This is a genomic window from Halorarius litoreus, from assembly GCF_024362405.1.
GTDB classification, from domain to species: domain Archaea; phylum Halobacteriota; class Halobacteria; order Halobacteriales; family Haloarculaceae; genus Halorarius; species Halorarius litoreus.
In genome coordinates this window covers 2,250,522-2,273,851 of the sequence record NZ_CP101454.1, presented here as the reverse complement: position 1 = coordinate 2,273,851, position 23,330 = coordinate 2,250,522, and the positions used below count along the sequence as shown (strand labels likewise).

Here is a 23,330-nt window from a genome sequence, read left to right as displayed (position 1 = left end):
GAGTCCGACCCCCTGGCTGTCGAGGTAGCGAGGTTGATATCTGTGCACAGCCAACACGGAGCATGAGTACCTCCGTGCTGCCCCCCGGGCCGGCCGTGGCCGAGGCGGTTCACGTCCTCCACGTCGAGGACGACGCCGACTTCGGGGTGCTGACGCGGGCGGCGTTGACCGCCGAGGGGTTTCACGTCGAGACGGCGACCGACTCGGACGCCGGGCTGGCGTATCTCGACGACCACCCCGTCGACTGCGTCGTGAGCGACTACAACATGCCGGACCGCAACGGGCTCGAACTGCTTGGTATCGTCCGCGACCGGTACGGCGACCTCCCGTTCATCCTGTTCACGGGACGGGGGAGCGAGGAGATCGCCAGCGACGCGATCTCCTCGGGCGTTACCGACTACCTCCAGAAGGGGCGAGGGAGCGAGCAGTACCAGTTGCTGGCGAACCGCATCCAGAACGCGGTCGAGCGCCACCGGGTCGACGCGCGCAATCGCCGCTGGTGGCAGGCCATCGAGACCGCCCAGGAGGGAATCGCCATCGTGGACGCGGCGGGCCACTACACCGACGCGAACAGCTCGTACGCCGAGCTGTACGGCTACGACCGCGAGGCGTTCGTCGGCCGCCACTGGCGGGAGCTCTACCCCGACGACCAGGTCGCGTACCTGCTCGACGAGGTGATTCCGGAGATGGAGGCGACGGGCTCGTGGGTCGGCGAGGCCGTCGCGCAACGACGGTCGGGCGAGCAGTTCGTCGAGTCGCTGTCGATGGGACTCATCCACGACGGTGGCCACGTCTGTGTCGCGACCGACCTTACCAGACACCAGGAGGTCAGAGAGTCGCTCGACCGCTACCGGCAGGCGATTGCGCTTCTGCCCGACCCGGTCTGCGTCCTCGACGAGGACCTCCGGTTCGACCTCGTGAGCGAGGGGTTCGCCGAGCTGGTCGGCGTCGAGACGCTGGTGAACCAGCCGCTCTCGGTCGTCTTCGACGAGCCGAGCGTCGAGCAGGCCCGGACCGCTCGCGACCACCTGCGGACGGGCACCACCCACGAAGTCATGCTGGACGTGACGCTCCAGCCGAACGAGGGGGAGACCATCGAGAGCGCCATCCAGTTCCGGGGACTGTTCGACGACGGCGAGCTCCGTGGGCTGGTTGGGACCGTCACCCGCGTCGTGGCGTAGGGGAGAAGAGACAGTCGGCTTAGACGCCCGTCGAGTAGCGGAGGATGCCGGCGACCCCGCCGAACGCGGTCATGAGCTGCTCGCCTTTCTCGAAGTCGGTGGAGATGAATTTGGCTTCGGTGCCGCGCTGTTCGGCGATGTCGATGAGGTGGTCGATGACGTCCTCTCGGGCCTCCTCGTCGGCAGAGACCGTCGCGCCGCACTCGGTACACTCGTGGTCGGGCGTCGCCTTCCGGCGGTCGACGACCTCCCGCTCCTCGTGGCCGTTCTCGCAGGTGTAGGTGATGACGTCCTTCCGGATGTCCTCGGAGAGCAGCAGCCGGTCGACCGAGCCCATGATGAGGTTGCGGCGCGTCTGCTCGAACCCGTAGGTGGCGCGCTCGCCGTCGTGGAGCTCCTTGAAGAACTCCTCCATCTGCTCTTTGTCCTTCATCACCTCCGTCTCGGCCAGCACGTCCTCGGCCGCGTCGACGAGGTCGTACAGCCCCGACTCGTCGGTGTAGGAGACGTCGAACTTCCCGAGGACGATGTCCTGGAGTTCGTGGTGGAGGTAGTCGCCGTCGAGGAACTCGTCTTTCGTCGGTGAGGGGCCGCCGACGAGCACGCCGTCCATCTCGTGGCGCTTGGGGACCATCAGGTCGTTCGCCATCTCCGCGACCTCCTGATAGAAGTTGTCGATGGCCTCCAGGCGAAGGCGGGCGAACCGCTGTGCGGACTGGCCACCTTTCCGCTGCTTGCCGGGGACGAGCGACGACGCGGACTTGACGGGCTCGACGCGCTTGCCCTTCAGCCAGCCGACGTTCGCCTCCCGCCGGTCGAGGACGATGAGCCCGAACAGCCCCTTGTCCGCGAGCATGTGTTCGAGCGGCTCGGTGAGGAACGCCGAGTCACAGTGGTAGCGGAACGACTCGATGGGGTCCGGCGGCGACTCCAGCACCTTCGTCACCATGTCGGTCTGGCCGCCACCCGTGTCGATGGCCCCCGAGAACAGCACCATCCCGTTTTTGGGTGGTGTCTTGTAGTACTTCAGGCGGTCCTTCAGCGACGTGAGCGCGTCCTGTACGGCCGTGCGAGTCTGCTTGGACTTGATGTTCGACGCCTCCGAGTGCTCCTGGGTGATGTGGGCAGCCACGTCCGAGATCTGGCGGTCGTCGGGGACGTAGATGCTGACGAGCTGTGTCCCTGACCCCGAGTAGTCCTGGAGCTCCTCGATGACGCGTCGGAACTCGTACTTCTGTTTGTCCGACTGCTCTTCCTCCTGCTGACTCATTGCCGGGGCTAGGCCCAACGAGGCTAAGTAAGTGTTGACCGCGTGGGAGCGCCGTATCACACGCGCGTTTCAGCCGTCTATACACGGGATACTTTTATACAGATTCGAACACAGGGTAAGGTATGCAGGTACTGGGGGTCGTCGGAGCCACGGGCACGGGGACGACCACGACCACAGTGGACCTCGCGGCCGCGCTCCGGCGCGAGGGCCACCACGCGGCCGTCCTCGACCTCACCGGCGACGTCGCCGACTGGTTCGACGTCGAGACCGAGGCGACGCTCGCCGACGTCCTCGCGGACGGCGCACCCGCCGGTCGAGCCACGGCGAACGTCGAGTTGCCACACGGTGACGTCGAGGCGTCGCTTGCCGCCTACGCCGAGGCGCTGGGCCGCGACGAGACGGCGTTTCGCGCCGGCGACGTCGAGGTCGAAACCGGCGAAGTCGAGGTCGGCGAGCTGCCGGTTGTGGTCGGCGGCGACCGCTCGGTGTTCGGAGACGTCGACGACGAGACGATGGCCGATGCCCGCGCGGACCTCGCGTTCGCGTACGACTACATTGTCGCCGACGCCGGCACGCTCGGCCCGGCGGTCGCCCGCCTCCCCGACGGCATCGTCGTGGTCACCGACACCCGCGAGAACTCGCTGTCGACCGCGGCGAAGGGGCTCGACGCGTGCCGGAACGAGGGACTGTCCGTCGTCGGCGCCGTCCTCAACAAAGCCGGCGACGAGACCGACGTCTCCGCGGTGAGCGAGCGGCTCGGCGCCGACATCCTCTCGGTCGTCCCCGGCGACGCCCGCACGCTCGACATCGAACCCATCGCGTTCACAGCCCCCGAGTCGCCGGCAGGATTCGCGTACAGCCGGCTCGCCGAGGGGGTGCTCGAGTGGCTCGGCGACGGCGACGGCGGCGGGCTCCTGACCGACCAGCCGGTGGTGACCGACGGCAACGGCGAGAGCGACGACACGGACGACGGCGGCGGAACGGAGGACGATGGCGGTGGCCTTCTCGGCCGGCTCTCGGACCGCTTTCGCTAACGTTTAACCGCGGGCCTCCAACTGCCAGATATGAGCGACGCCGAGACGGACCCGTCAGTGCGGCTTTCCTGGATCGTCATCTTCCTGTTGCTGACCCTCGGCCTCGGCGCAGCCGCGGTGCTGGCCGTGGGCGGACAGCTCATCGCGGGCAGCCTGCTGCTCCCGGCGCTCGTCTGAGAACGCTCCGTTTTCCGTATGGTCGAGGCGTGAGCCCCGGCCGTGTCACATCGAGTGTGGTGCCTCGACGCCGAGCATGTCGAGCGCGTTGGCGATGGTGTGGCGAGCCGCGGCCACGAGCGCGACGCGGGCGGCGCGCACGTCGGGGTCCTCGGCCGCGAGCACCGGGCACTCGCGGTAGAAGGCGTTGAACGTCTCGGCGAACTCGCGGGTGAACGTCGCGACGCGGTGGGGTTCGAGTTCGTCGGCGGCCTGCTCGACGACGCCGTCGAGCCGGGCGATGACGCGCAGGAGGTCCCGCTCCTCCGGGGTGTCGAGCAGCGACACGTCGACGTCCGTGGGCACGTCGCCCGCGTCGTCGAGAATCCCGCAACAGCGCGCGTGGACGTACTGGACGTACGGGGCGGACTGCGCCTCGAAGTCGAGCGCGCGGTCCCACTCGAAGGTGATTGCTTTGGTTGGCTGTTTGGAGACGATGTCGTAGCGGACCGCGCCGATACCGACCTGGTGGGCGATGCGCTCGACGTCCGCGTCGGTGAGGTCGTCGTCGCGGATGCGGTCGTCGAGTCGGGTCTCGACCTCCTCGCGGGCGCGGGCGATAGCCTCGTCGAGCAGGTCGTCGAGGTCGACGCCCGTGCCGGCTCTCGTGGACATCTTCCCCTCGGGGAGGTTGACGTACGAGTAGATGACCGACTCCAGCTGGGAGGTGTCGTTCCCCAGCAGGTCGAGCGCCTCGCGCAGCTGGCCCGCCTGCAGTTTGTGGTCCTCGCCGAGGACCGTGACGGCGCGGTCGTAGTTGTCGAACTTCCACTCGTGGTGCGCCAGGTCGCGCGTCGTGTAGAGGCTCGTCCCGTCCGACCGGAGGAACACGAGGTTCTTCTCGAAGCCGTCGAGTTCGAGCTGCCACGCGTCCTCCTCGTAGACCGCCCCGTCGAGCTCCTTGAGACGCGCGATGACGTCGTCGGTCGAGCCGTCGCGCATGAACCGCGTCTCCTTGACGAACTCGTCGAACACTGCTGGGAGGCGTTCGAGACACGCCTTCATGCCGGAGAGCACCTGGTCGACGACCTCGCCGACCCGCTCGTATGCCGCATCGTCGCCCGCTTCGAGCCCCTGCATGATGGACTCGATTTCGGCCTCGGCAGCCTCGACCTGCTCGGGGTCGGCGTTCTCGAGGTACTCGTTGCCCTTGCGGTAGTAGCGCACGAGGTCGTACTCGATGCGGTCGCGTTCGGGGTCCGCGTCGAGGTCCGACTCGTCGAACGTCTCGTACGCCCACGTGAACACGGCCATCTGCCGGCCGGCGTCGTTGACGTAGTAGTGGCGCTCGACGTCGTTGCCGGCGTAGTCGAGGACGTTCGCCACCGCGTCACCGATGATGGGGTTGCGCGCGCGGCCGACGTGGACCGGGCCGGTCGGGTTCGCGGAGGTGTGTTCGACGACGACGGCGTCGCCGGTGTCGGGGAGGCGGCCGGCGTCCTCGCGCGTGTCGAGTGCGCCCTGGAAGTACCGCTCGCTCGGGGTGAAGTTGACGTACGGCCCCTGTGCGTCGGCGGCGTCGACGAGGTCTGCATCCGAGAGGTCGATGGCGTCGGCGAGGTCCGCGGCGACCTTCGGTGGCGGCGCGCCGGCCTCCCCGGCGAGCCGGAACGCGGCGCTCGAAGCGAGCACCGCGTCGACGCCCTCGGGGGGCTGTTCGATGCCGAGGTCGTCGGTCGGGTAGCCCGACGCCTCGAGGGCATCGGTCAGCACCGACTCGACTTCCTGGCGAAAGGCGATGAACATGGGAATCGGTCAGTGGGGGTTGGTAAAGGGGTTTGCGAAGAGCGTGGCCGAGCGTAGCGAGGCCACGTCACAGTGAACGGCGACCGCAGGGAGCCGTGAACAGCGTGGCGTGAGCGGCGAGCTTGCTCGCCGCGAGTGCCACGTCGGCGCGAGCGGGAGCGACTGGAAGGAGCGACACGCGAGCCGCGTGGGATTCTGAGTTGGAAAGAGCGACACGCGAGCCGCGTGGCGTGAACAACCGATACGGTGAGCCGCCACTCACACGACCTGACGAAGAAACCGAGAGGACGAACGCCGCCCGAAGCCTACCGCAGGTTCTCCACGTCCTCGCCCGTCTCCAGCGCCTCCAGTCCGTCCTCGACGCTCCAGTGGGTCCCCTCGTGCCAGCACGGGTAGAGTCCGGTTACGGTGTCGCCGCGGCGAATCGCGAGACAGAGCACCGGCAACACGACCGAGCGGTCACCGAATCCGGTCGAGGACTCGCGGAAGAACGGATCGAGGTGGCCGCGGTCGCCGACCGCGGCCGTGAACTCGTCGTACACGTCGAGCGTGGGCGTCCCGTCGACGTCGAGCGCCGCCGTCTGCCCGTCCCAGCTCCGGGCCGTCGCCTCGGGCAGGATGTCCGCATCGACGAGCGCGTCGAACCGCCCGCGAGTCACCGCCTGCCGGCGCTTCGCTGGAGGAGAAGCCGACGAATGGAGGTACAGGGTCGCGGAGGCGTCGTCGTCGAGCCGTTCTGCGGCCGCCGTCACGTCGTGGGTGTCTTCGAGCGGGCGTTCGTCCAGCCGTTGCGCGCGTGGAGCTTCACCGATTGCCATACTCCCTAGTTCAGACACTAACACAAAAACCCTCTGTGAGTATCTGATTATCCACCTTATCCGCTCTAGAAGAACCCATATGTCCACGATAAACCCATACTAGTTGGAGGCCGCCAATCGACGCGGTGGAAGAGGGCGAGCCGGTGGACCGCGGGGTTTAGGCCGTTCGACGCCGACGCCCGGACATGAGCGATTCGGGTCCGAAGCAGGTCGACGACCCCGACTACCACCACGTCAACCACACCGCCGCCCAGACGTGCGGGTGGACGGCGAACGCCCTCCGGGGGGAGGGTCGCTGCTACAAGAACCACTTCTACGGGATTCAGTCACATCGGTGTATCCAGATGACGCCGGTCGTGAAGTGCAACGAGCGGTGTGTGTTCTGCTGGCGCGATCACGCGGGCCACTCCTACGAACTCGACGGCGTCGAGTGGGACGACCCCGAAGCGGTCGTCGATGCCTCCATCGACCTCCAGCGAAAGCTGCTCTCGGGGTTCGGCGGCAACGACGAGGTCCCGCGGAAGGTGTTCGACGAGGCGATGGAGCCGCGGCACGTCGCTATCTCCCTGGATGGGGAACCGACGCTCTACCCCTATCTGCCCGAACTCATCGAGGCGTTCCACGACCGCGGCATCACGACGTTCCTCGTCTCGAACGGCACTCGGCCCGAGGTCATCCGCGAGTGCGACCCGACACAGCTCTACATCTCGGTCGACGCCGCGGACCGCCACACGTTCGACGAGACCGTGGGGGCGATGGAGGACGACGCGTGGGAGCGCCTGTTAGAGACGCTCGACGTGCTCGCCGAGAAGGACGAGACGCGGACAGTCATCCGGACGACGCTCGTGGAGGGCGTGAACATGCACACGCCCGAGTGGTACGCGGTGATGTGCGAACGCGCCGACGTCGACTTCGTCGAGATGAAGGCGTACATGCACGTCGGCCACTCGCGGGGGCGGCTCGACCGCTCGTCGATGCCGAGCCACGAAGCGGTCCGCGCGTTCACGAAGGAGATCCAGTCGTTCCTCCCGGCGTTCGACTGCTATCGGGAGGTCGAGGCCTCGCGCGTGGCACTGCTCGCGCGCGACGAGGACACGTGGGTGCCGAAACTCAAGGGTGGCAGCGAGTTCTGGGCGCGGGAACTGGCGGACTGACGGCCGACATCCGTTTCCCGCCGCCTCTGTGTGGGCCGACGGCCGACACCCTTTTAGCGCCACCTACGTTTGATGGAGGAAATGTACCGGCTCGCCCTGCTGTTCATCGCAGGGCCGGAAGTCATCGACGTGGAGCGGACGGCACTCGAACGGGACGAACGGTTCAGCGTCGAGTTCGTCACCGACCTGGACGCGGCACTCGCGGCACTCGAGGACCGCGAGTTCGACTGTGTCGTCACCACCGACGGCCATCCCACGACCGACGACGGGGCGGTTCTCGACGCGATGCAGGCGCGAGCGCCGTCGCTGCCGGTTATCGTCTACAGCAGCGAGCAGTCACTCGACGCCGTGAGCGACGTGCTGGCGCGCGACGGCGTGGAGTTCGTTCCGCGCGGGACCGAGAACGCCTCGCTGCTGTTGGCCGACAGAGCGATCGACCTCGTCGATCGAACGCGCGTCGAGCAGCAGGCCGCGAACCTCCGACGCGTGAGTTCGGTGCTGTCGGACGTCAACCGCCTGCTGGTGCGGGCGCAGACGCGCGACGAGCTCGAACAGGGCGTCTGTGACCGTCTCGCGGGCTCGGACCCGTACGTGTTCGCGTGGGTCGGTGGCCTCGACGAGTCGGGGGACTGCATCGTGCCGCGGGCCGCGGCCGGGGCGTCGGCTGCGTCGTACCTCGATTCGATAACGGTCACGACCGACGAGACCCCGACCGGCGCCGGACCGGGCGGCAGAGCGCTTCGGACGGGTGAGGTGCAGGTCGTCCACGACACCGCGACCGACACCTCGTTCGAGCCGTGGCGACAGGCCGCGGTGGACTGCGGCTTCCAGTCGGTCGCGGCGGTGCCGCTGACGTACGAGCAGGACGACTACGGTATCCTCGCGGTGTACGCCGACCGGCGCAACGCGTTCGACGAGGAGGAACGCGACCTGCTCACCGAGGTCGGCCGCGACATCGGCTACGCGATTCACAGTATCGAGACGCGAGAGACGCTCGCCAGATACGCTCGACTCGTCGAGACGCTGCCCGTCGGCGTGTACCGAACCGACCCCGTCGAGACCGGCGTCATCCGGGAGGCGAACCCGGGGCTGGCTACCATCCTCGGAGCGGACAGCGTCGACGAGGTGATCGGGCTCCGTCCGGCCGACTTGTACGTCGACTCGACGGTCCGCAACGAGATGCTGGCCGACCTCGAGTCCGGCGACGTGGTGACTCGCGAGTTCGACCTCGAACGACTCGACGAGGGGACCGTCACCGTCGAGGCGACGCTCGTCCTCCACGAGACGGCCAGCGGCGAACAGACGCTCGTCGGCGCGCTCCGCGACGTCACCCTCGAACGCCGGCTCGAAGCCGATCTCGAATCCGAACGTGCGTTCGTCGAGCAGCTGTTCGACATCAGCCCGGTCGCCGTCACTGTCCTCGACGCCGAGGGACGAATCGTCCGAGCGAACGCCCACGCCGAGACGGTGCTGGGGCTCGAGGCGTCCAACATCGCCGGCCGCACGTACGATGCATCCGAGTGGGAAGCCATCGACAGCGACGGGACGCCGCTGTCGAGTTCGGACCTCCCGTTCGCGACGGTACGGGAGACCCAGGAGTCCGTCTACGAGTTCGAACACGGCATCAAACGGCCCTCGGGCGAGGTCGTCTGGCTGTCCATCAACATGGTGCCGGTACTCGAGGACGGCGAGTTCGTCCGCGCGGTCGCGACGCTCACCGACGTGACGACCCACCGCGAGTACGAGCAGACCATCCTCGAACGCCAGGACCAGCTCGAGTTCTTCAACAGCCTGCTCCGCCACGAGGTGCTCAACGGGATGACGGTCGTCCTCGGCCACGCCGACACGCTGGCTGGCGGTATCGACGCTGACGACCCGCTCGCGGCCTCGGTCGACAAGATCGAGGAGCGGGGGCTGGGCATCGTCGCTCGGGTGAAGTACGTCCGACAGATACTCGAACGGCTGACCGACCCGAGCGAACCGCGCGACCCGGTCGACCTCGCTGCGGTCACAGCCGACCGGGTCGAGCAGCTCTCGACGGCCCACCCGAACGCCGAGGTGACGCTGGACGCACCCGAGACGGCGGCGGTCACCGCCGACGACCTGCTCGGCGAAGTCGTCGCCCACCTCATCGAGAACGGCATTATCCACAACGACTGCGAGACGCCGACGGTCGAGGTCCGCATCGAGGTTGACGAGCGAACGACGACGCTCCGCGTGGCCGACGACGGTCCGGGACTGCCGGACGCACTCCGTGAGGCACTGTTCGACCACGAGCGCCCGCGCACGACGACCGGCGGGTTCGGGCTCTACCTCGTCGACTCGCTCGTGACGCAGTACGGCGGAACCGTCCACGTCGAGCCGAACGAGCCCCGGGGGACCGTCGTGACCGTCGAGCTACCGACGGGGTGAGGCGACCCCACGTTCGCGGGAACCGACGGGTTCATGTCGACGACACCCGCAGAACAACCACCCGACGCTCTCGCAGCGACCACATATCCCATTTCTGAGAACCTTTCCACATTCGTTACGCTTAAGCGACGCACGGTCCAAGCTACAGCTATGCCAGAGCAGGTGGCGGCGGTCGGGCCCGACGAACTCGCGACCCTCAAGCATCTCGCACTCGCGGGGGCCGCGGACGCGCCGACGACGGTGACGTGCGCCGGGCTCGCCGAACGCCTCGACGCCTCGAACCAGACGGCCTCGCGCCGACTCCAGCGGCTGGAGGACGCCGGCACCATCGACCGCGAGATGGTCGGTGACGGCCAGCGAATCACCATCACGGACGCCGGGCGACGAGCGCTCCGCCGCGAGTACGAACAGTACCGCCGTATCTTCGAGCAGACCACCGAAGTGTCGCTTCACGGGACCGTCACGAGCGGGATGGGCGAGGGACGCCACTACATCTCGCTGTCCGGCTACATGGAGCAGTTCCGCGAGCGGCTCGGCTACGAGCCGTTCGCCGGGACGCTGAACGTCGACCTCGACGCCGAGAGCGTGGAGGCGCGCGCCCGGATGGATTCGCTCGACCCCGTCCGCATCGACGGCTGGGAGGACGACGACCGGACGTACGGCCCGGCGTTCTGCTGGCCGGCCACCATCGCAGTCGACGGGGAGCCGTACGAGCCCGCGCACGTCATCGCCCCCGAACGCACGCACCACGGCGCCGACCAGCTGGAGGTCATCGCCCCCGACAAGCTCCGCGACGCGCTCGAACTCGACGACGGCCAGGAGGTGACCGTCCGTGTCGAAGAGCAGTGAGCTGACGGCCGTGGACGCCGCCGTCGAGGCGTTCCGGCGCGGCGAGCCCGTCCTGATTCACGACGCCGCCGATCGGGAGGGCGAGACGGACATCGTCTACCCCGCGCACGCCGTCGACGCCCCGGCGGTCGCCCGCCTCCGCAACGACGCGGGCGGGCTCGTCTGCGTCGCGCTCTCGGATGCGGTGGCGGACGCGTGGGACCTCCCGTTCGTCCAGGAGACCATGGACCATCCGCTGTCTGCGGACCACGAGCTCGCGTACGACGAGCGGTCGTCGTTCTCGCTCACCGTCAACCACCGCGACACGTTCACCGGCATCACCGACGTCGACCGCGCGCTCACCATCTCGCGTATCGGTGAACTCGCCGCTGACGCCGCAACCGTCGACTTCGCCGCGGAGTTCCGCGCGCCCGGACACGTCCACCTGCTGCGAGCCGCACCCGAACTGCTCGCCGACCGCGAGGGCCACACCGAACTCGGCATCGCGCTCGCCGACGCTGCGGACCTCCCGCCCGCCGCCGTCGTCTGCGAGATGCTCGACGACGAGTCCGGACAGGCGCTCTTGCCCGCTGACGCCCGCGCGTACGCGGACCGTAACGGCCTCGTCTACGTCGAGGGTGCAGACCTGCTCGCCCAGTTCCGGTGAGTCAGGTTCGGTACCGATGCGTTCTGTTCCTGCTGTCGCCGCCTTCGTCTGTTACCCGGTGGTCGTCGTCGTGACCTGACGGCCGGCAAGAACCGCCAACACTCAATACGAGGGGGTTCCACGCACGAGTATGAGCTTCGCGGACATGGACGTCGACACGATCTGGATGGACGGCGAGTTCGTCGACTGGGAGGACGCACAGATTCACGTCCTCACGCACGGACTCCACTACGGAACCGGTGTGTTCGAGGGCATCCGGTGTTACGACACCGAGCGCGGCCCGGCGGTCTTCCGGTTCGACGAGCACCTCGAACGCCTCTACCAGTCGGCGAAGCCGTACGACCTCGACATCGGCTACTCGCTCGAGGAGCTGAAGGAAGCCACGCTCGAACTCATCCGCCGACAGGACATGGAGTCCTGTTACATCCGGCCCATCTCCTTCTTCGGCTACGACTCGCTCGGCGTCAGCCCGAAGGACTGTCCGACCCGCACCGCGATCGCGTGCTGGCCGTGGGGGACGTATCTCGGTGAGGACGCGCTCGAAGAGGGCGTCGAGGTCATGGTCTCCTCGTGGCGCAAGCACGCCTCCTCGCAGATTCCGACGAACGCGAAGGCGACCGGTCCGTACGTCAACAGCCTGCTCGCGGGCGAGGAAGCCCGCAGCAACGGCTACGTCGAGGCCATCGTCCTGAACAAGGAAGGGAACGTCGCGGAGGGGCCGGGCGAGAACATCTTCCTGGTCGACGACGGCGAGATCTACACCCCCGGGCTCGCCCAGTCCATCCTCGACGGCATCACCCGCAAGACCGCCATCACGCTCGCCGAAGAGCTCGGCTACACGGTCCACGACGAGGCCGTCATCTCCCGCAGCCAGCTCTACACCGCCGACGAGCTGTTCTTCACGGGGACCGCCGCCGAGGTCACGCCCATCAAGGGCGTCGACGACAACGAGATCGGTGCGGGGACGCGCGGCCCGGTCACCGAGGAGATCCAGCAGGTGTTCTTCGACCTCGTCGAGCGCCGCACCGACGACCACGAGGAGTGGTTCACGTACGTGAACGAGCAGTAACCTCCGGCTACGCCGCCGAGGCGTTCACCGGCACCGTGATTTCGAACACTCGCGCGGTCTCGACGTCCACCGTCACCGAGCCGTCGCTGCGGGTCGCCTCCGTCCGTCCATCGACGGTGACGGGATGCTCGCGTAACGGGTCGCCGTTCCGGGCGACCGAGACCGTCACCGGACTCCCGTCCCGAACCGCTCCCTCGACCTCGACAGTGTACGCGGCCGCAGGCGCCGGCTCCGACGTGGAGACGCCACCGGGACCGACACCGTAGCCGCTCCGATAGCGGTCGACCGCGATGCCGACGCGCCGGATGTCACCGTCACGCGTCGGTTCAAGCGCGAACCCGGGATCGTCCGGCGCGAACTGAACCTGCGTCCCGTTCTCCAGGGTGCCGTTGTGGGGCGTGACGACGACGAACGTGTCGTCGGCGACGACTGCCGGAACCGTGTACGCGCCGAGCGAGAGCGCTTCGCGATGGTCGGTCAGGTCCAGCGTCCGCTCGGTCTCGAACACCAGACAGTCGAGGCCACGGTCGGGGTCGGGGGTCTTGGTCGGCGTCAGTGTCACGTCGTCGGGGTACAGCCGGCCGTGACACTGCGAGCCGGTTCCGTCGCGGAACGCGACCGACCGAACCGTGACGTTCACCGACCGGAACTCGTCGAGTGCCGCGCCACCGACGTCGAGAACGTAGTGGACGCGGGCGGACGCGCGGGGGGTCGACGACGACTCCGCCATCGTGGCGTCCGTCGGGGACGCAACCGCGGTATCGGGCGTGGCTGTCGACGATACGGGGCCCGGCCCGCCGACACAGCCGGCGAGCACGAGCAGCGCTACGAGGAGGAGGGCACAGCGGAACACGACCGGCGTGTCAGTCGTGTCCAGAATAAGTCTTCTGTGGGTGTGTCGCCGTGTTACGCTTCGGTGAGCGCGTACTGCCCGTTGTCGTTCGCCTGGCCGTCTTCCTGTGAGCTGTCGTCGGACTCGAACTCGCGTTCGAGTTCGACCTCGCGCTCCTCGTAGGTGACCGTCACGACGACCTCGGTCGCGTTCTCCGAGACGGCGAAGGTGACCGCACCGTCGGCGTCGGTCGTGTACTCCGTCCCGTTGTACGTGACCGTCGCGTTCTCGACGGCGGTGCCGTTCTGCGTCACGGACACCGTCGCGTTCTCACCGGCGGAGACGTTGCCGACGAACGTCGCGTTCAGGTCGGGCGACGTGGTCTCGGTGTCGTTCTCGGGTGCCTCGTCGTCGCTCTCGGCGTCCTCCGCACTGTCGACCCGCTTGATGGGCACGTCCGTGCCGGACTGCGAGGCGACCGGCTTGATGTTGTACGCGCCGGAGTTACCACGCTCGACCACCGTGATGTCGTAGACGAACTCGGTGGACTCGTTCGCCTCGACGCTGAAGTCCGTGTTGAGCTTGATGCGGTTCGAGGGGAGCTTCACGTCGGGGTCGCCGCCCTCCTTCAGCGTGCCGTTCACGTCCTCGATCTCGACGACGACTGCGGTGTAGTTCCCCTCGGAGACGTCGAACGTCTGCAGGAGCGTCGCGTTGTCGCCCTTCAGTTCGGTGAGGTCGACCGTCCGGTTGTCGACGTCGTGCTCCGACCAGTTGCCGGAGTCGCCGCCGCGCTGGAAGCCGACCTCGGTGACGGTGACGTTGAGGTGCTCGAAGTCGTCGATGGCGTTCTGCTCGTCGCTGACGTAGAAGTCGAGCGAGCCCTGTCGCTCAGCCATCGAGGCGTTGCCCTGCTGGCCCGCCTGCGCAGCGCCCTCGGTTCGGGCGTCGACCTCGTTGATCTCGACGTCCGTCCCCGACTCGCTGACGACCGGACGGAGGACGTACTTGCCGGACCCGCCGGCTTTCGTCACCATCACGTCGTAGACGAAGTCGACCTCCTCGTCTTCGCCCACGGTGAAGTTGGTGGTGAGCTGGAGCTTCTCGGAGGGGAGCTTCACGGTCGTCGACTCACCGTCCTTCAGCGTCCCCGTCGTCTCGTTGACGCTGAGGAACACCTTCGTGTAGTTCCCGCTCTCGACCTCGTACTCGCTGACGAGCGATGCGTTCTCGCCCTTCAGTTCGGTGAGGTCGTACGTGCCGTTCGCGTCGTACGTCGTCTGGTTCCCGTCGGCGGCGACGAACGTCACCTCGTCGACGGTGACGTTCAGGTGCTCGAACTCCTCGATCGCACCCGGCTGGTCGCTCATGTAGAAGTTCACGGTGCCGGTGCCGCCCGAATCGCCGGGCATGACGCTCGAACACCCGGCGAGGACGAGCAGCGCGGCCATCGTTACAGCTAGTAGTCCACTTCGTCGTACCATTCGAGCGGCAGTTCGAAAGCCGGACGGATAAGTCGGATGGCCGATTCGCCATCCGGAAGCGGGTCCGGCCCGTCGCATCGACGCCTCAGGTCAGCACGTCGTCAGGTCGTCGTCTCGGTACCGGCAGCTGTCTCCGTGCCGGTCGCTTCGCCGGGCGTCGCCGTCCCTTCCTCGGACGGCGTCGGCGTCTCCGTCGTCGTCTCGTTCGTCGGCATCGGCGTCTCCGTAGCCGTCTCGTTCGTAGCGTTCTCGGCGGTCACACTGAGGGTCGCGACCTCACCGAAGTCGCGGGTGAACACGCTGTGGACGTAGACGCCGGGTTCCACGTCCGTCGTGTCGAGTTCGAACGTCACCGTCGTCGACTCGCCTGGAGCGAGCGTCACGTCCTGCTCGTCGACGACGTCACCGGACACGCGGAACTCGACCGACTGGGTGACGTTGCCGTCCGTATCGGCGTCGATCGGGAGGAACGCCTCGGCGGTCACCGTGACCGTCTCACCCTGCACGACCGAGTCGGGAGCCGAGAGGTTCCGCACGTCGAGCGACGGCCCCTCGACCATCGGCGTCGGCGTGACGCTGGATTCGGTCGTCGTCGCGGTCGTCTCGGCTTCGTCCGGCGTGGCCGTACTGGTTGCCGTCGGGGTGGGCGTACCGGTCTCCGTCGGCGTCGCCGTGGTAGTCGTCTCGCCGTCAGTATCCGTCGGCGTCGCCGTCTCGTTGGCACCGTCCGTCGGCGTCGCCGTCACGTTCTCACCGCCGTCCGATGGCGTGGCGGTGGTAACGACGAGGGCCGCCTCTGCACCGAACTGGTCGGTGTAGACCCCGTGGATGTAGGTCCCCGGGAGGACACCCGTCGTGTCGAACTCGAACGTCACCGTCGTCGACTCGCCGGGGGCGAGCGTCACCGCCTGCCGCTCGACGACGTCACCGGCGACACGGAACTCGACGGACTGCGTGACGGCCTCGTCTCCCGAGGTCGTCGACGTCGCGTCGGTCGCGGTGGCCTCGGTCGTCTCCGCGGCCGTCGCGGTCGTAGTCCCGGTGTCGGCCGTCGCGGTGCCGTCATCGGCCGCCGTCGCGGTGCCGTCATCGGCCGCCGTCGCGGTGCCGTCATCGGCCGCCGTCGCGGTGCCGTCATCGGCCGCCGTCGCGGTGCCGTCATCGGCCGCCGTCGCGGTGCCGTCATCGGCCGCCGTCGCGGTGCCGTCATCGGCCGCCGTCGCGGTGCTGCCGGCATCCGCATCGTAGCTAATCGTCGCGGAGATGGTGATTGTCTCACCCGCAGGAGCCGACGGCGGGGCACTGATGTTGGTCACGTCGAACGACGCACGCTCGTCTTGTACACTCTCTGTCCCAGTAACTGCCCATCCTGTCGTCAACGTACCGACGACGAGGAGTATAGTCACGAGGACGGTCACTCGTCTCATTCCGGACATAATGCGGCGGCACAGAGAACAGAGGAGGGATTAAACACCGACTACTGTTCACCTCAGTAAATCAGTGCTACCGAGAGTAACCTCGGCTCCGCCCCGTAATCGCGGGGCTACCCGTCGTGGACGGGACGCCGGTCCAGCGACGATGGGCCGCCCCGTTCCGCCGACGGCGACGACCGGACGGATCAGCCGTCGCAGTTCGGACGCCTCGCTTCGGACACAGGTCGCTCGACGGGCACTCGAACACCGTCCAAACCGTTTCACGGCGGTATCTCACGGTTATCGAGCAGTACAGTCGGCGTAGCGAGCCGACCACGCCAGGACGGGGGGGTGGTAGTCGGTGGTTTCACCGACAGCCGACGTGTTCCGAAGGGCGTTTATCGGTCGCCGCCTCGCCTACGAGTATGACGCTGCGCGTGACGTTCCTGGGCACCAGCGGGGCGGTCCCGACGACGGGCCGCAACACGAGTGCCATGTTCGTCCAGCGGGAGGGTGACCGCCTGCTGTTCGACTGCGGTGAGGGAACCCAGCGACAGATGATGCGGTTCGGCACCGGCTTCACCGTCTCGCACATCTTCGTCACGCACACGCACGGCGACCACGTGCTCGGCATCCCCGGCCTCCTGCAGACGTGGGACTTCAACGACCGCACCGAGCCCGTCGCCATCCACACGCCCAACGGCACCCGGGGGCTGATCCGCGACCTCGTCACCGCCACCGGGGCATCACCGAGCTTCGGCGTCCGTATCCACGAGGTCGGCGACGGCGACGTGGTGCTCGACGCCGAGGAGTACGAGGTCCGGGCATTCCGCACCGACCACCGGGCGAAATCCGTCGGCTACGCGCTCGTCGAGGAGGACCGGAAGGGCCGGTTCGACCGCGAACACGCGGAGGAGCTCGGGGTGCCGGTCGGCCCCGCCTTCTCGAAACTCCACCGCGGCGAGTCGGTCGAACTCGACGATGGGACGGTCGTCAACCCCGAGCAGGTCGTCGGCGACCCCCGGCCCGGCCGCCGGGTCGTCTACACCGGAGACACCCGACCGACGGGGGCGACCGTCGAGGCCGCCGCCGAGGCCGACCTCCTGATTCACGATGCGACGTTCGCCGAGGACCGCCACGACCGCGCGGGGATGACCGGCCACTCGACGGCGATACAGGCCGCCGAGATCGCCAACCGTGCCGGCGCGAAGCGGCTCGCACTCACCCACGTCTCCTCTCGCTACGCCGGGCAGGAACACACACTCGAACGGGAGGCCAAAGAGGTGTTCGACGGCGAGGCGTTCCTCCCGGACGACGGCGAGGAAGTCGACGTCCCGTACCCCAACGAGTAGCCCCGGCCGACGTTCACGGCAGGCCACCCATACCCCTTTCACCCCTTCTGTCCTGGTACAGGACATGGCCAGAGCGACCCTCGTGGAGTTGCTCGAGCGGAACCGCGCACACGTCGACGCTATATCGGACGACCACTTCGACGACGTGGTCGACGGTCAACTCCCCTCGGTCGTCTCGCTGTGCTGTGCCGATTCGCGCGTCTCACAGGAGGGCATGTGGAACGTCGAGCACCCGGGGTGGCTGTTCACCCCGTCGAACATCGGCAACGTCGCGTGGGACGACGACGACCCGACGGCCGTCGACGGGAACCTGCTGTACCCGGTCGCACACACCGAGACGCGGACGATCACCGTCATCGGTCACACCGGGTGTGGCGCGGTGACGGCCGCCTACCGCGCCGTGACCGACGACGAGTGGCCCGACTGGCCCAGCATCCGGCGGCGAGTCGAGCCGCTCGTCCCCGTCGTCGAGGCAGCCCTCGACGGTCCCGTCGACGACGGGGACGAGGTCGTGAACCAGCTCGTCGAGTACAACGTCGGCGAGCAGGTCGCGTTCCTCCATGCGAGCGACGAGATTCCCGACGACACGAGCGTCTTCGGGTTCGTCTACGACCTCCACGGGGTGTACGGTGGCAAGCGGGGCCGGGTGTATCTGGTGGCCGCCGACGGCGAGACCGGCCCCGAGACCCTCGAGAAGTGGGTCAACGAGGAGAACGAGTCGGCGGTTCGGTCGCTACTGTAATCAGTCGGAGGCGGCGGCGGGCGTGAACAGGTCCTCGATGTGGCAGTCGAAGTGGGCCGCGAGCTCGAACGCCAGCTCCAGCGACGGGTCGTACCGCTCGCGCTCGATAGCGTTGATGGTCTGTCGGGTGACGCCGACCGCCTCGCCGAGTCCTCCCTGCGAGAGCCCTTCGGCCTCCCGGCGTTCACGAACGCTGTTGTTCATCGTTCCCGTCTCGCGAGCGCGACCATCGCCAGCCAGACGAGGAAGAACCCACCGACGAACAGCGCGATGGGGGTCAGCCAGTCGGGCCAGCGAATCACGCCCGCGGCCCACAGCGCGGCGGTCGTCGGGAAGACGATGGCCGAGCCGATGCCGAAGACGGAGATGGTGTTCGCGCCGGCCGCCTGCAGGACGGCCCGGTCGCGCTCGTCGAACAGCGGCGCCTCCCGCGTGTGGTGGTACGCGACCGCGGCCGCGGCGAACAGGCCGAAGCCGACGGCGGCAGAGATGACGTACCCCGCGACCAGCAACCCGACGTAGAGGACGGTACCGACGGCCCAGAGGCCGACGTAGGTGAGCCGGGGCGAGACTCCCGGGAGCGTGATTGTTTCTGGCATGTTGTAAAGCACCCTTTACAGTAAAACTCGCTTTACACCCACTTGAGCCTATCGACCCCTCGACCGACACGGAATTTATCTCCGGTCGGGCCCAACGTCGCCTGTGAGCACCCGCACGAGTGCCCTCGACGCCGTGGTGTTCGGCGTCGACGTACAGAGCGGCGACGTCCGGGGGGACGCCCCCTCGTACGCGCTGGTCGCGTTCGACGGCGAGCATCTCGACCGGGACGTGGTCTCGCTCCGAAAGCTCCGGCGACTCATCGAGCGGGAGGAGCCGGAGGTCGTCGCCACGGACAACATGTACGAGCTCGCGCCCGACAAGGACGCACTCGTCCACTTCCTGCGCGAGCTTCCCACCGAGACGAAGCTGGTGCAGGTGACCGGCGCAGAGCGCCCCGAACCCCTCTCGCGCGTGGCGAAACGCCACGACGTCCCCTACGGCAAAGAGCCGATGAAGGAGGCGGAGGCCGCCGCCCGCCTCGCCGCGGCGAACGTCGGCTACGAGGTCTCCGCGTTCACGAACACCACCCGAGTGAAGGTGTCGCGCGGCCGCTCGACCGGCAAGGGCGGGTGGAGTCAGGACCGCTACACGCGACGCATCCACGGCAACGTCAAGCGCGCCACGCGGGAGGTCGAATCCGAACTCCGGGATGCGGCCCTCGAGTTCGAACGCGACGTGACCGAGAAGTACGGCGGGTTCTCCCAGGCCATCTTCACCGTCGAGGCCACTCCAGCAGAGATTCCGGTCTCGGCGCGACGCACCGGCGACATCCGCATCGAAATCGAGCGGGAACAGCGAGACGGCATCGAGTTCCGCCCCCTGGCAAAACGGCGCGACTTCGTCATCGTCGGCATCGACCCCGGGACGACCACCGCCGTCGCGGTGCTCGACCTCGACGGCGAGGTCCTCGACGTCCACTCGACCAGAACCGCCGACACCGCCGACATCATCGAGTGGCTCATCGAGCGCGGCCGGCCCCTCCTCGTCGCGGCGGACGTCCAGCCGATGCCCGAAACGGTCGAAAAGTTCCGCCGGAGCTTCGACGCGGCGGGCTGGGCACCCGACCACGACCTCCCTGTCGACGGGAAGAAACACCGCGCCCGAGAGGTGGCGTACGACAACGACCACGAGCGGGACGCGCTCGCCGCCGCGCTGTACGCGTTCGACCACCACCAGGACCAGTTCGAGCGCATCGCCCGAAAGGTCCCGCCCCGAATCGACCGCGGCGAGGTGACCGCCCGCGTCCTCACCGGGGAGGAGTCCGTCGAGAGCGTCCTGCGCGAGATGCAGGACGACGACGGCGGCGACGAGGAATCGGGGACGACCCACGAGCCGCGTGAACTCACCGCCGAGGAGAAGGAGATAAAACGACTCCGCGAGCGCGTCGACCGCCTCGAAAGCCACGTCTCGGACCTGAAGGAGACCCTGGAGGCGAAGGAGGCCGAAATCGAGTCTTACGAGGAGGAGCTGTCGGCGGCCCGCCGCCGCGAGCGCCAGGAGGCCCGCGAGCGCCGCGAGGTCACGCGCGTCCAACGCGAGAACGAACGGCTCGAACGCGAGCTCGAGGAAGCGCGCGAGGCGAACGAGACGCTCTCGGGAAAACTGGAGCGACTGAAAGAGCTCTGGAAGCTCGACCACTCGAACTTCGCGGACGTCGCGAGCGAGAACGCCGACCTCGTCCCCGTCAAGCCCGTCGAGCAGTTCACGACCGCCGCCATCGAGGCCGCCCACGAGGCGTTCGGCCTCGCCGAGGACGACGTGATCCTCCTGCGTGACGCCTCGGGCGCGGGGAAGTCCTCGGCTGAACGCCTCGCGGACGTGAACCCACGCGTCGTCCTCAAACACGGGACGCTCTCGGACCAGGCGCGCGCGGTGCTCCACGACCACGAGATTCCCTACGGCTCGGTCGAGGGCGTCGATATCCAGGAGATCGACGAACTCGCCGTCGCCCGCGAGTCGGCGGTCGAGGCCGTCCTCGATGACTGGCACGACCGCGCGGCCGAGCGCCGCAAAGAAGAGAACGCCTCGATGGTCGACGACCTCATCAGCGAACACCGCGCCGAGCGCCGGAAGGAGCAGCGCAGTGGTTGAGCTCGCGGCGCTGGTTCCGGTCTACCTGTTCGCGGTGGGGCTGGGCCTCGCCGTCACCGCGGGGGTCTACATCCAGTCGCGAGAGGCCCAGCCGCGCGACCGACGGCGGCGCGTCGGCATCGCGCTGGTCTGTGCGCTGCTCGCTGCGTTTCCGATTCCGCTGTTCTTCCTGTTGCGGCGTTAGAGCGCGCCCTTCATCCCCATCTCTTCGAGCGCGGTGTCGACGGTGCCGCCGGCGATGAGGCCGAGGCCGGCGACGACGACCGCCGTCCCGACGGCCGCCTTCTTGTCGTGCGTCGCGAGGATGAGCAGGCCGACGAGCAGGACCAGAACGCCCTTCTCGCCGGTCGATCCGAGTCGCTCCCGTGCGGCTTCGATGTCTGCCATACCGGCACCTGCGAGCGGAAAACGATAAACGCGGTGGTCGTGGCAGAAGCGGCGCGGGGACGTGGCGAACTCGGCTGCCGGCCGAGCGGCGTCGTGTGCCGATGGTCGGTGGCGAAACCCGTGGTACCCCGTCGGATTTCGGTATCTCTGTGTGGCTTATCGCGCGCGGATGCGAGAGAAACAGCCGTTACATACGTGTGGCGCAGATATCGCGGTGAGTTCTATCAGATTCAGATGATGTCGCAGGAGTCGTGCTGAATACAGAGCGTGGGCCGTGTTTAGACGCTAGTAATATTGCCTGAGAGTCGGGAATTCTAGGAAGTGAAGCGAGCAGGGTTCGATGTGCCTTCGAAACTTGCTCGCTTCACCGACCGATGTGTGGCTTTGTCTCAAAAAGCTGTCGGGAGTGACCAAGAACAGCCTATCAAGAAAGGGAAAGGTGGCTACGCTGATTGGGTGATTATCACCCTTCATGGACTCCGCGAGTACCTTGATCTTCCGTACCGCCGACTCCTCGATATCCTTCGTGAAATGCCCGATATCGTGGAGAAACTCGGGTTGTCGGTCGAGGAGTTACCGGACTTCACCACCGTTTGTGCGAGGAAGCAAGCGCTGAAGATGCGGGTCTGGCGAGTGCTGTTGCGGCTGTCGGTGAATCTGTTCGACACTGGAGAGATTCAGGCTATCGACTCAACGAGTCTCGCTCATCGCTCGTCCAGCCACAACTACGCGAAACGTGTCAAAGGCACGTTTGAATCGGTGAAAACCACGCTTCTCGTGGATTGCTCGACGAGGGCAATCATCGACGTTCACTGCTCGATGAACCTCCCACACGACACACAAATAGCGTGGCAAGTCCTCACGAGAAATCTCGATCGCTTGGGAACCGTGGTCGCCGACAAAGGCTTCGACTGGGACAAACTGCGTCATAAGTTGCGTGACGAAGGCATTAGACCGGTGATCAAGCACCGTGAATTCTACTCGCTTGATGCCGCTCACAATGCTCGGATCGATGATGAAACGTACCATCGACGGTCTATCGTCGAATCGATATTTTTCGCGCTTCGCAAGCGATTCGGCTCGACGATTAAAGCCAGAACGTGGTTCGGGCAGTTTCGAGAAATCGTCCTAAAGGCCGCTGTCAGAAACATCGAGCAGTCTCTCACCACTTGAACCGCGTGAATTCGAGCGTCTAAACAAGGCCCAGAGCGTGTATGCAGCACGCTTTCTGCGTTCTATTCACTCCGACGCGACTGAATCTGCCGGTGCTGGTCACTACGAGCTCTACAACGTGATTTTACCGCTCTTCGCCCACCGGATACTCATCCCAATCGCGAATGCCAGGGTTCCGACCGTCACTGCCACAAGCGTGCCCCAGAATGCTCCCGAGAGAACCAGTGTTTCGATTCCGTTTGACCCGATGCCATCAAACGCTGCACCGAATGCCCCAAACACCGCCGCAGGCCAGAACACCAACATCCAGCAATTGAGGAGACCACTGTCTCTGTAGGCGGTGACAGCCGCGACCACCACGGCGAATCCACCAACTGCCATTCCTCCTACGATGAAGACGGAGTGCAATTCAAGTTGGACAATCTGCGATACTCGTGAGAGCCATAGAAGGGAGAACATGAGCGCACCCAGGATGACTGAAGCCGTTGCTATCTCCAACGAGGAGTGCCTCTCCCTTCCGAATAGCGCTGACGAGAGTTCGACTGCCGCCATACCAACACTTCTTGCCACGATGACAATAGGTATTCTCCCGGCTGTAACCGGATATCATCCTACTGTGAGGCGCGAACGAGAGCTATCTCCCCCGTAGCTAACAAATCAATCGGATCGGTCGTGACCATCGGGTCGTGACCGACTCGCGCTATGTATTCAGCACGCGCCTTCTGACAGATATTCGGTAGAACACATCTCGACGTGATTATTCGGGTCTCTGTATCCATCAACAAGGTTCAGCGAGAACGTCCTGCTCACACGAACCTAGGAGTCCTCGAACTGGAGACAGCCACACCCTCCCCAGCCGACT

23 protein-coding genes are annotated in these 23,330 nt (G+C 66.8%); 13 read left to right on the top strand and 10 right to left on the bottom strand.

The genetic code is table 11. The features are described 5' to 3' along the window. Positions 1 to 62 precede the first annotated feature (62 nt). Positions 63 to 1,181 (top strand): PAS domain-containing response regulator, encoded by a 1,119-nt coding sequence (locus NL126_RS11620; RefSeq protein ID WP_255195039.1) that lies wholly within the window; start codon positions 63 to 65, stop codon positions 1,179 to 1,181. Positions 1,182 to 1,200: 19 nt separating this feature from the next. On the opposite strand, the gene prf1 is transcribed toward NL126_RS11620, so the two are convergent. After that, positions 1,201 to 2,451, bottom strand: coding sequence for a peptide chain release factor aRF-1 (gene prf1 / locus NL126_RS11615; RefSeq protein ID WP_255195038.1), 1,251 nt, complete (start codon positions 2,449 to 2,451; stop codon positions 1,201 to 1,203). A 122-nt stretch (positions 2,452 to 2,573) separates the two neighbouring features. Here prf1 and NL126_RS11610 point away from each other — a divergent pair, with 122 nt between their 5' ends. Beyond that, a complete protein-coding gene (locus NL126_RS11610; protein WP_255195037.1) occupies positions 2,574 to 3,485 on the top strand; it encodes a MinD/ParA family ATP-binding protein in 912 nt (303 codons plus the stop codon). Between the two features lie 30 nt (positions 3,486 to 3,515). Continuing rightward, entirely contained in the window at positions 3,516 to 3,662 is a 147-nt protein-coding gene (locus NL126_RS11605; protein ID WP_255195036.1) for a hypothetical protein, read from the top strand. 45 nt (positions 3,663 to 3,707) lie between these two features. Here the strand turns inward: NL126_RS11605 and argS are convergent, their stop codons facing one another. Next, positions 3,708 to 5,447 carry an arginine--tRNA ligase gene (gene argS / locus NL126_RS11600; RefSeq protein WP_255195035.1) on the bottom strand — a complete coding sequence of 580 codons (1,740 nt, stop codon included), beginning with the start codon at positions 5,445 to 5,447 and terminating at the stop codon, positions 3,708 to 3,710. A gap of 305 nt (positions 5,448 to 5,752) precedes the next feature. Further along, complete coding sequence (locus NL126_RS11595) at positions 5,753 to 6,265, bottom strand: HTH domain-containing protein (RefSeq protein WP_255195034.1); 513 nt, start codon at positions 6,263 to 6,265, stop codon at positions 5,753 to 5,755. Positions 6,266 to 6,450: 185 nt separating this feature from the next. Here NL126_RS11595 and twy1 point away from each other — a divergent pair, with 185 nt between their 5' ends. The 5 genes from twy1 (at position 6,451) to NL126_RS11570 (ending at position 12,395) form a co-directional block, all read left to right on the top strand. Next, positions 6,451 to 7,419: a 4-demethylwyosine synthase TYW1 gene (gene twy1 / locus NL126_RS11590; protein ID WP_255195033.1), complete on the top strand. Its 969-nt coding sequence runs from the start codon at positions 6,451 to 6,453 to the stop codon at positions 7,417 to 7,419. 81 nt (positions 7,420 to 7,500) lie between these two features. Next, positions 7,501 to 9,831, top strand: coding sequence for a PAS domain S-box protein (locus NL126_RS11585; RefSeq protein ID WP_255195032.1), 2,331 nt, complete (start codon positions 7,501 to 7,503; stop codon positions 9,829 to 9,831). Between the two features lie 150 nt (positions 9,832 to 9,981). Next, positions 9,982 to 10,680, top strand: coding sequence for a CTP-dependent riboflavin kinase (locus tag NL126_RS11580; protein ID WP_255195031.1), 699 nt, complete (start codon positions 9,982 to 9,984; stop codon positions 10,678 to 10,680). Beyond that, the gene (ribB, locus tag NL126_RS11575; protein WP_255195030.1) at positions 10,664 to 11,326 is read left to right on the top strand and encodes a 3,4-dihydroxy-2-butanone-4-phosphate synthase; all 663 of its coding nucleotides are present in this window, start codon (positions 10,664 to 10,666) and stop codon (positions 11,324 to 11,326) included. The genes NL126_RS11580 and ribB overlap by 17 nt, the downstream gene beginning before the upstream one ends. A 130-nt stretch (positions 11,327 to 11,456) precedes the next feature. Beyond that, entirely contained in the window at positions 11,457 to 12,395 is a 939-nt protein-coding gene (locus tag NL126_RS11570) for a branched-chain amino acid transaminase (RefSeq protein ID WP_255195029.1), read from the top strand. A gap of 7 nt (positions 12,396 to 12,402) precedes the next feature. Here NL126_RS11570 and NL126_RS11565 read toward each other — a convergent pair whose 3' ends face one another. The 3 genes from NL126_RS11565 to NL126_RS11555 form a co-directional block, all read right to left on the bottom strand. Next, entirely contained in the window at positions 12,403 to 13,248 is an 846-nt protein-coding gene (locus NL126_RS11565) for a hypothetical protein (RefSeq protein WP_255195028.1), read from the bottom strand. Between the two features lie 53 nt (positions 13,249 to 13,301). Continuing rightward, positions 13,302 to 14,678, bottom strand: coding sequence for a DUF4382 domain-containing protein (locus NL126_RS11560; protein ID WP_255195027.1), 1,377 nt, complete (start codon positions 14,676 to 14,678; stop codon positions 13,302 to 13,304). A gap of 134 nt (positions 14,679 to 14,812) precedes the next feature. Beyond that, positions 14,813 to 16,027 (bottom strand): hypothetical protein, encoded by a 1,215-nt coding sequence (locus NL126_RS11555; RefSeq protein WP_255195026.1) that lies wholly within the window; start codon positions 16,025 to 16,027, stop codon positions 14,813 to 14,815. A gap of 521 nt (positions 16,028 to 16,548) precedes the next feature. Between NL126_RS11555 and rnz the strand changes: the two genes are divergently transcribed. After that, complete coding sequence (rnz, locus tag NL126_RS11550) at positions 16,549 to 17,475, top strand: ribonuclease Z (protein ID WP_255195025.1); 927 nt, start codon at positions 16,549 to 16,551, stop codon at positions 17,473 to 17,475. Between the two features lie 64 nt (positions 17,476 to 17,539). Beyond that, positions 17,540 to 18,217 carry a carbonic anhydrase gene (locus NL126_RS11545; RefSeq protein ID WP_255195024.1) on the top strand — a complete coding sequence of 226 codons (678 nt, stop codon included), beginning with the start codon at positions 17,540 to 17,542 and terminating at the stop codon, positions 18,215 to 18,217. Here NL126_RS11545 and NL126_RS11540 read toward each other — a convergent pair whose 3' ends face one another. After that, positions 18,218 to 18,421, bottom strand: coding sequence for a helix-turn-helix transcriptional regulator (locus NL126_RS11540; RefSeq protein ID WP_255195023.1), 204 nt, complete (start codon positions 18,419 to 18,421; stop codon positions 18,218 to 18,220). Continuing rightward, entirely contained in the window at positions 18,418 to 18,816 is a 399-nt protein-coding gene (locus NL126_RS11535) for a hypothetical protein (RefSeq protein ID WP_255195022.1), read from the bottom strand. The genes NL126_RS11540 and NL126_RS11535 overlap by 4 nt, the downstream gene beginning before the upstream one ends. Positions 18,817 to 18,919: 103 nt before the next feature. Between NL126_RS11535 and NL126_RS11530 the strand changes: the two genes are divergently transcribed. Beyond that, positions 18,920 to 20,908, top strand: coding sequence for a DUF460 domain-containing protein (locus NL126_RS11530; RefSeq protein ID WP_255195021.1), 1,989 nt, complete (start codon positions 18,920 to 18,922; stop codon positions 20,906 to 20,908). After that, positions 20,901 to 21,092, top strand: coding sequence for a hypothetical protein (locus NL126_RS11525; protein ID WP_255195020.1), 192 nt, complete (start codon positions 20,901 to 20,903; stop codon positions 21,090 to 21,092). Before NL126_RS11530 ends, NL126_RS11525 begins: the two co-directional genes overlap by 8 nt. Here the strand turns inward: NL126_RS11525 and NL126_RS11520 are convergent. Next, a complete protein-coding gene (locus tag NL126_RS11520) occupies positions 21,089 to 21,295 on the bottom strand; it encodes a DUF7470 family protein (RefSeq protein ID WP_255195019.1) in 207 nt (68 codons plus the stop codon). The two genes, NL126_RS11525 and NL126_RS11520, sit on opposite strands and share 4 nt — an antisense overlap. Positions 21,296 to 21,637: 342 nt before the next feature. Between NL126_RS11520 and NL126_RS11515 the strand changes: the two genes are divergently transcribed. Beyond that, positions 21,638 to 22,468: an IS5 family transposase gene (locus NL126_RS11515; RefSeq protein WP_255198840.1), complete on the top strand. Its 831-nt coding sequence runs from the start codon at positions 21,638 to 21,640 to the stop codon at positions 22,466 to 22,468. Positions 22,469 to 22,579: 111 nt separating this feature from the next. On the opposite strand, the gene NL126_RS11510 is transcribed toward NL126_RS11515, so the two are convergent. Further along, positions 22,580 to 23,020: a hypothetical protein gene (locus tag NL126_RS11510; protein WP_255195018.1), complete on the bottom strand. Its 441-nt coding sequence runs from the start codon at positions 23,018 to 23,020 to the stop codon at positions 22,580 to 22,582. Between the last annotated feature and the right edge of the window lie 310 nt (positions 23,021 to 23,330).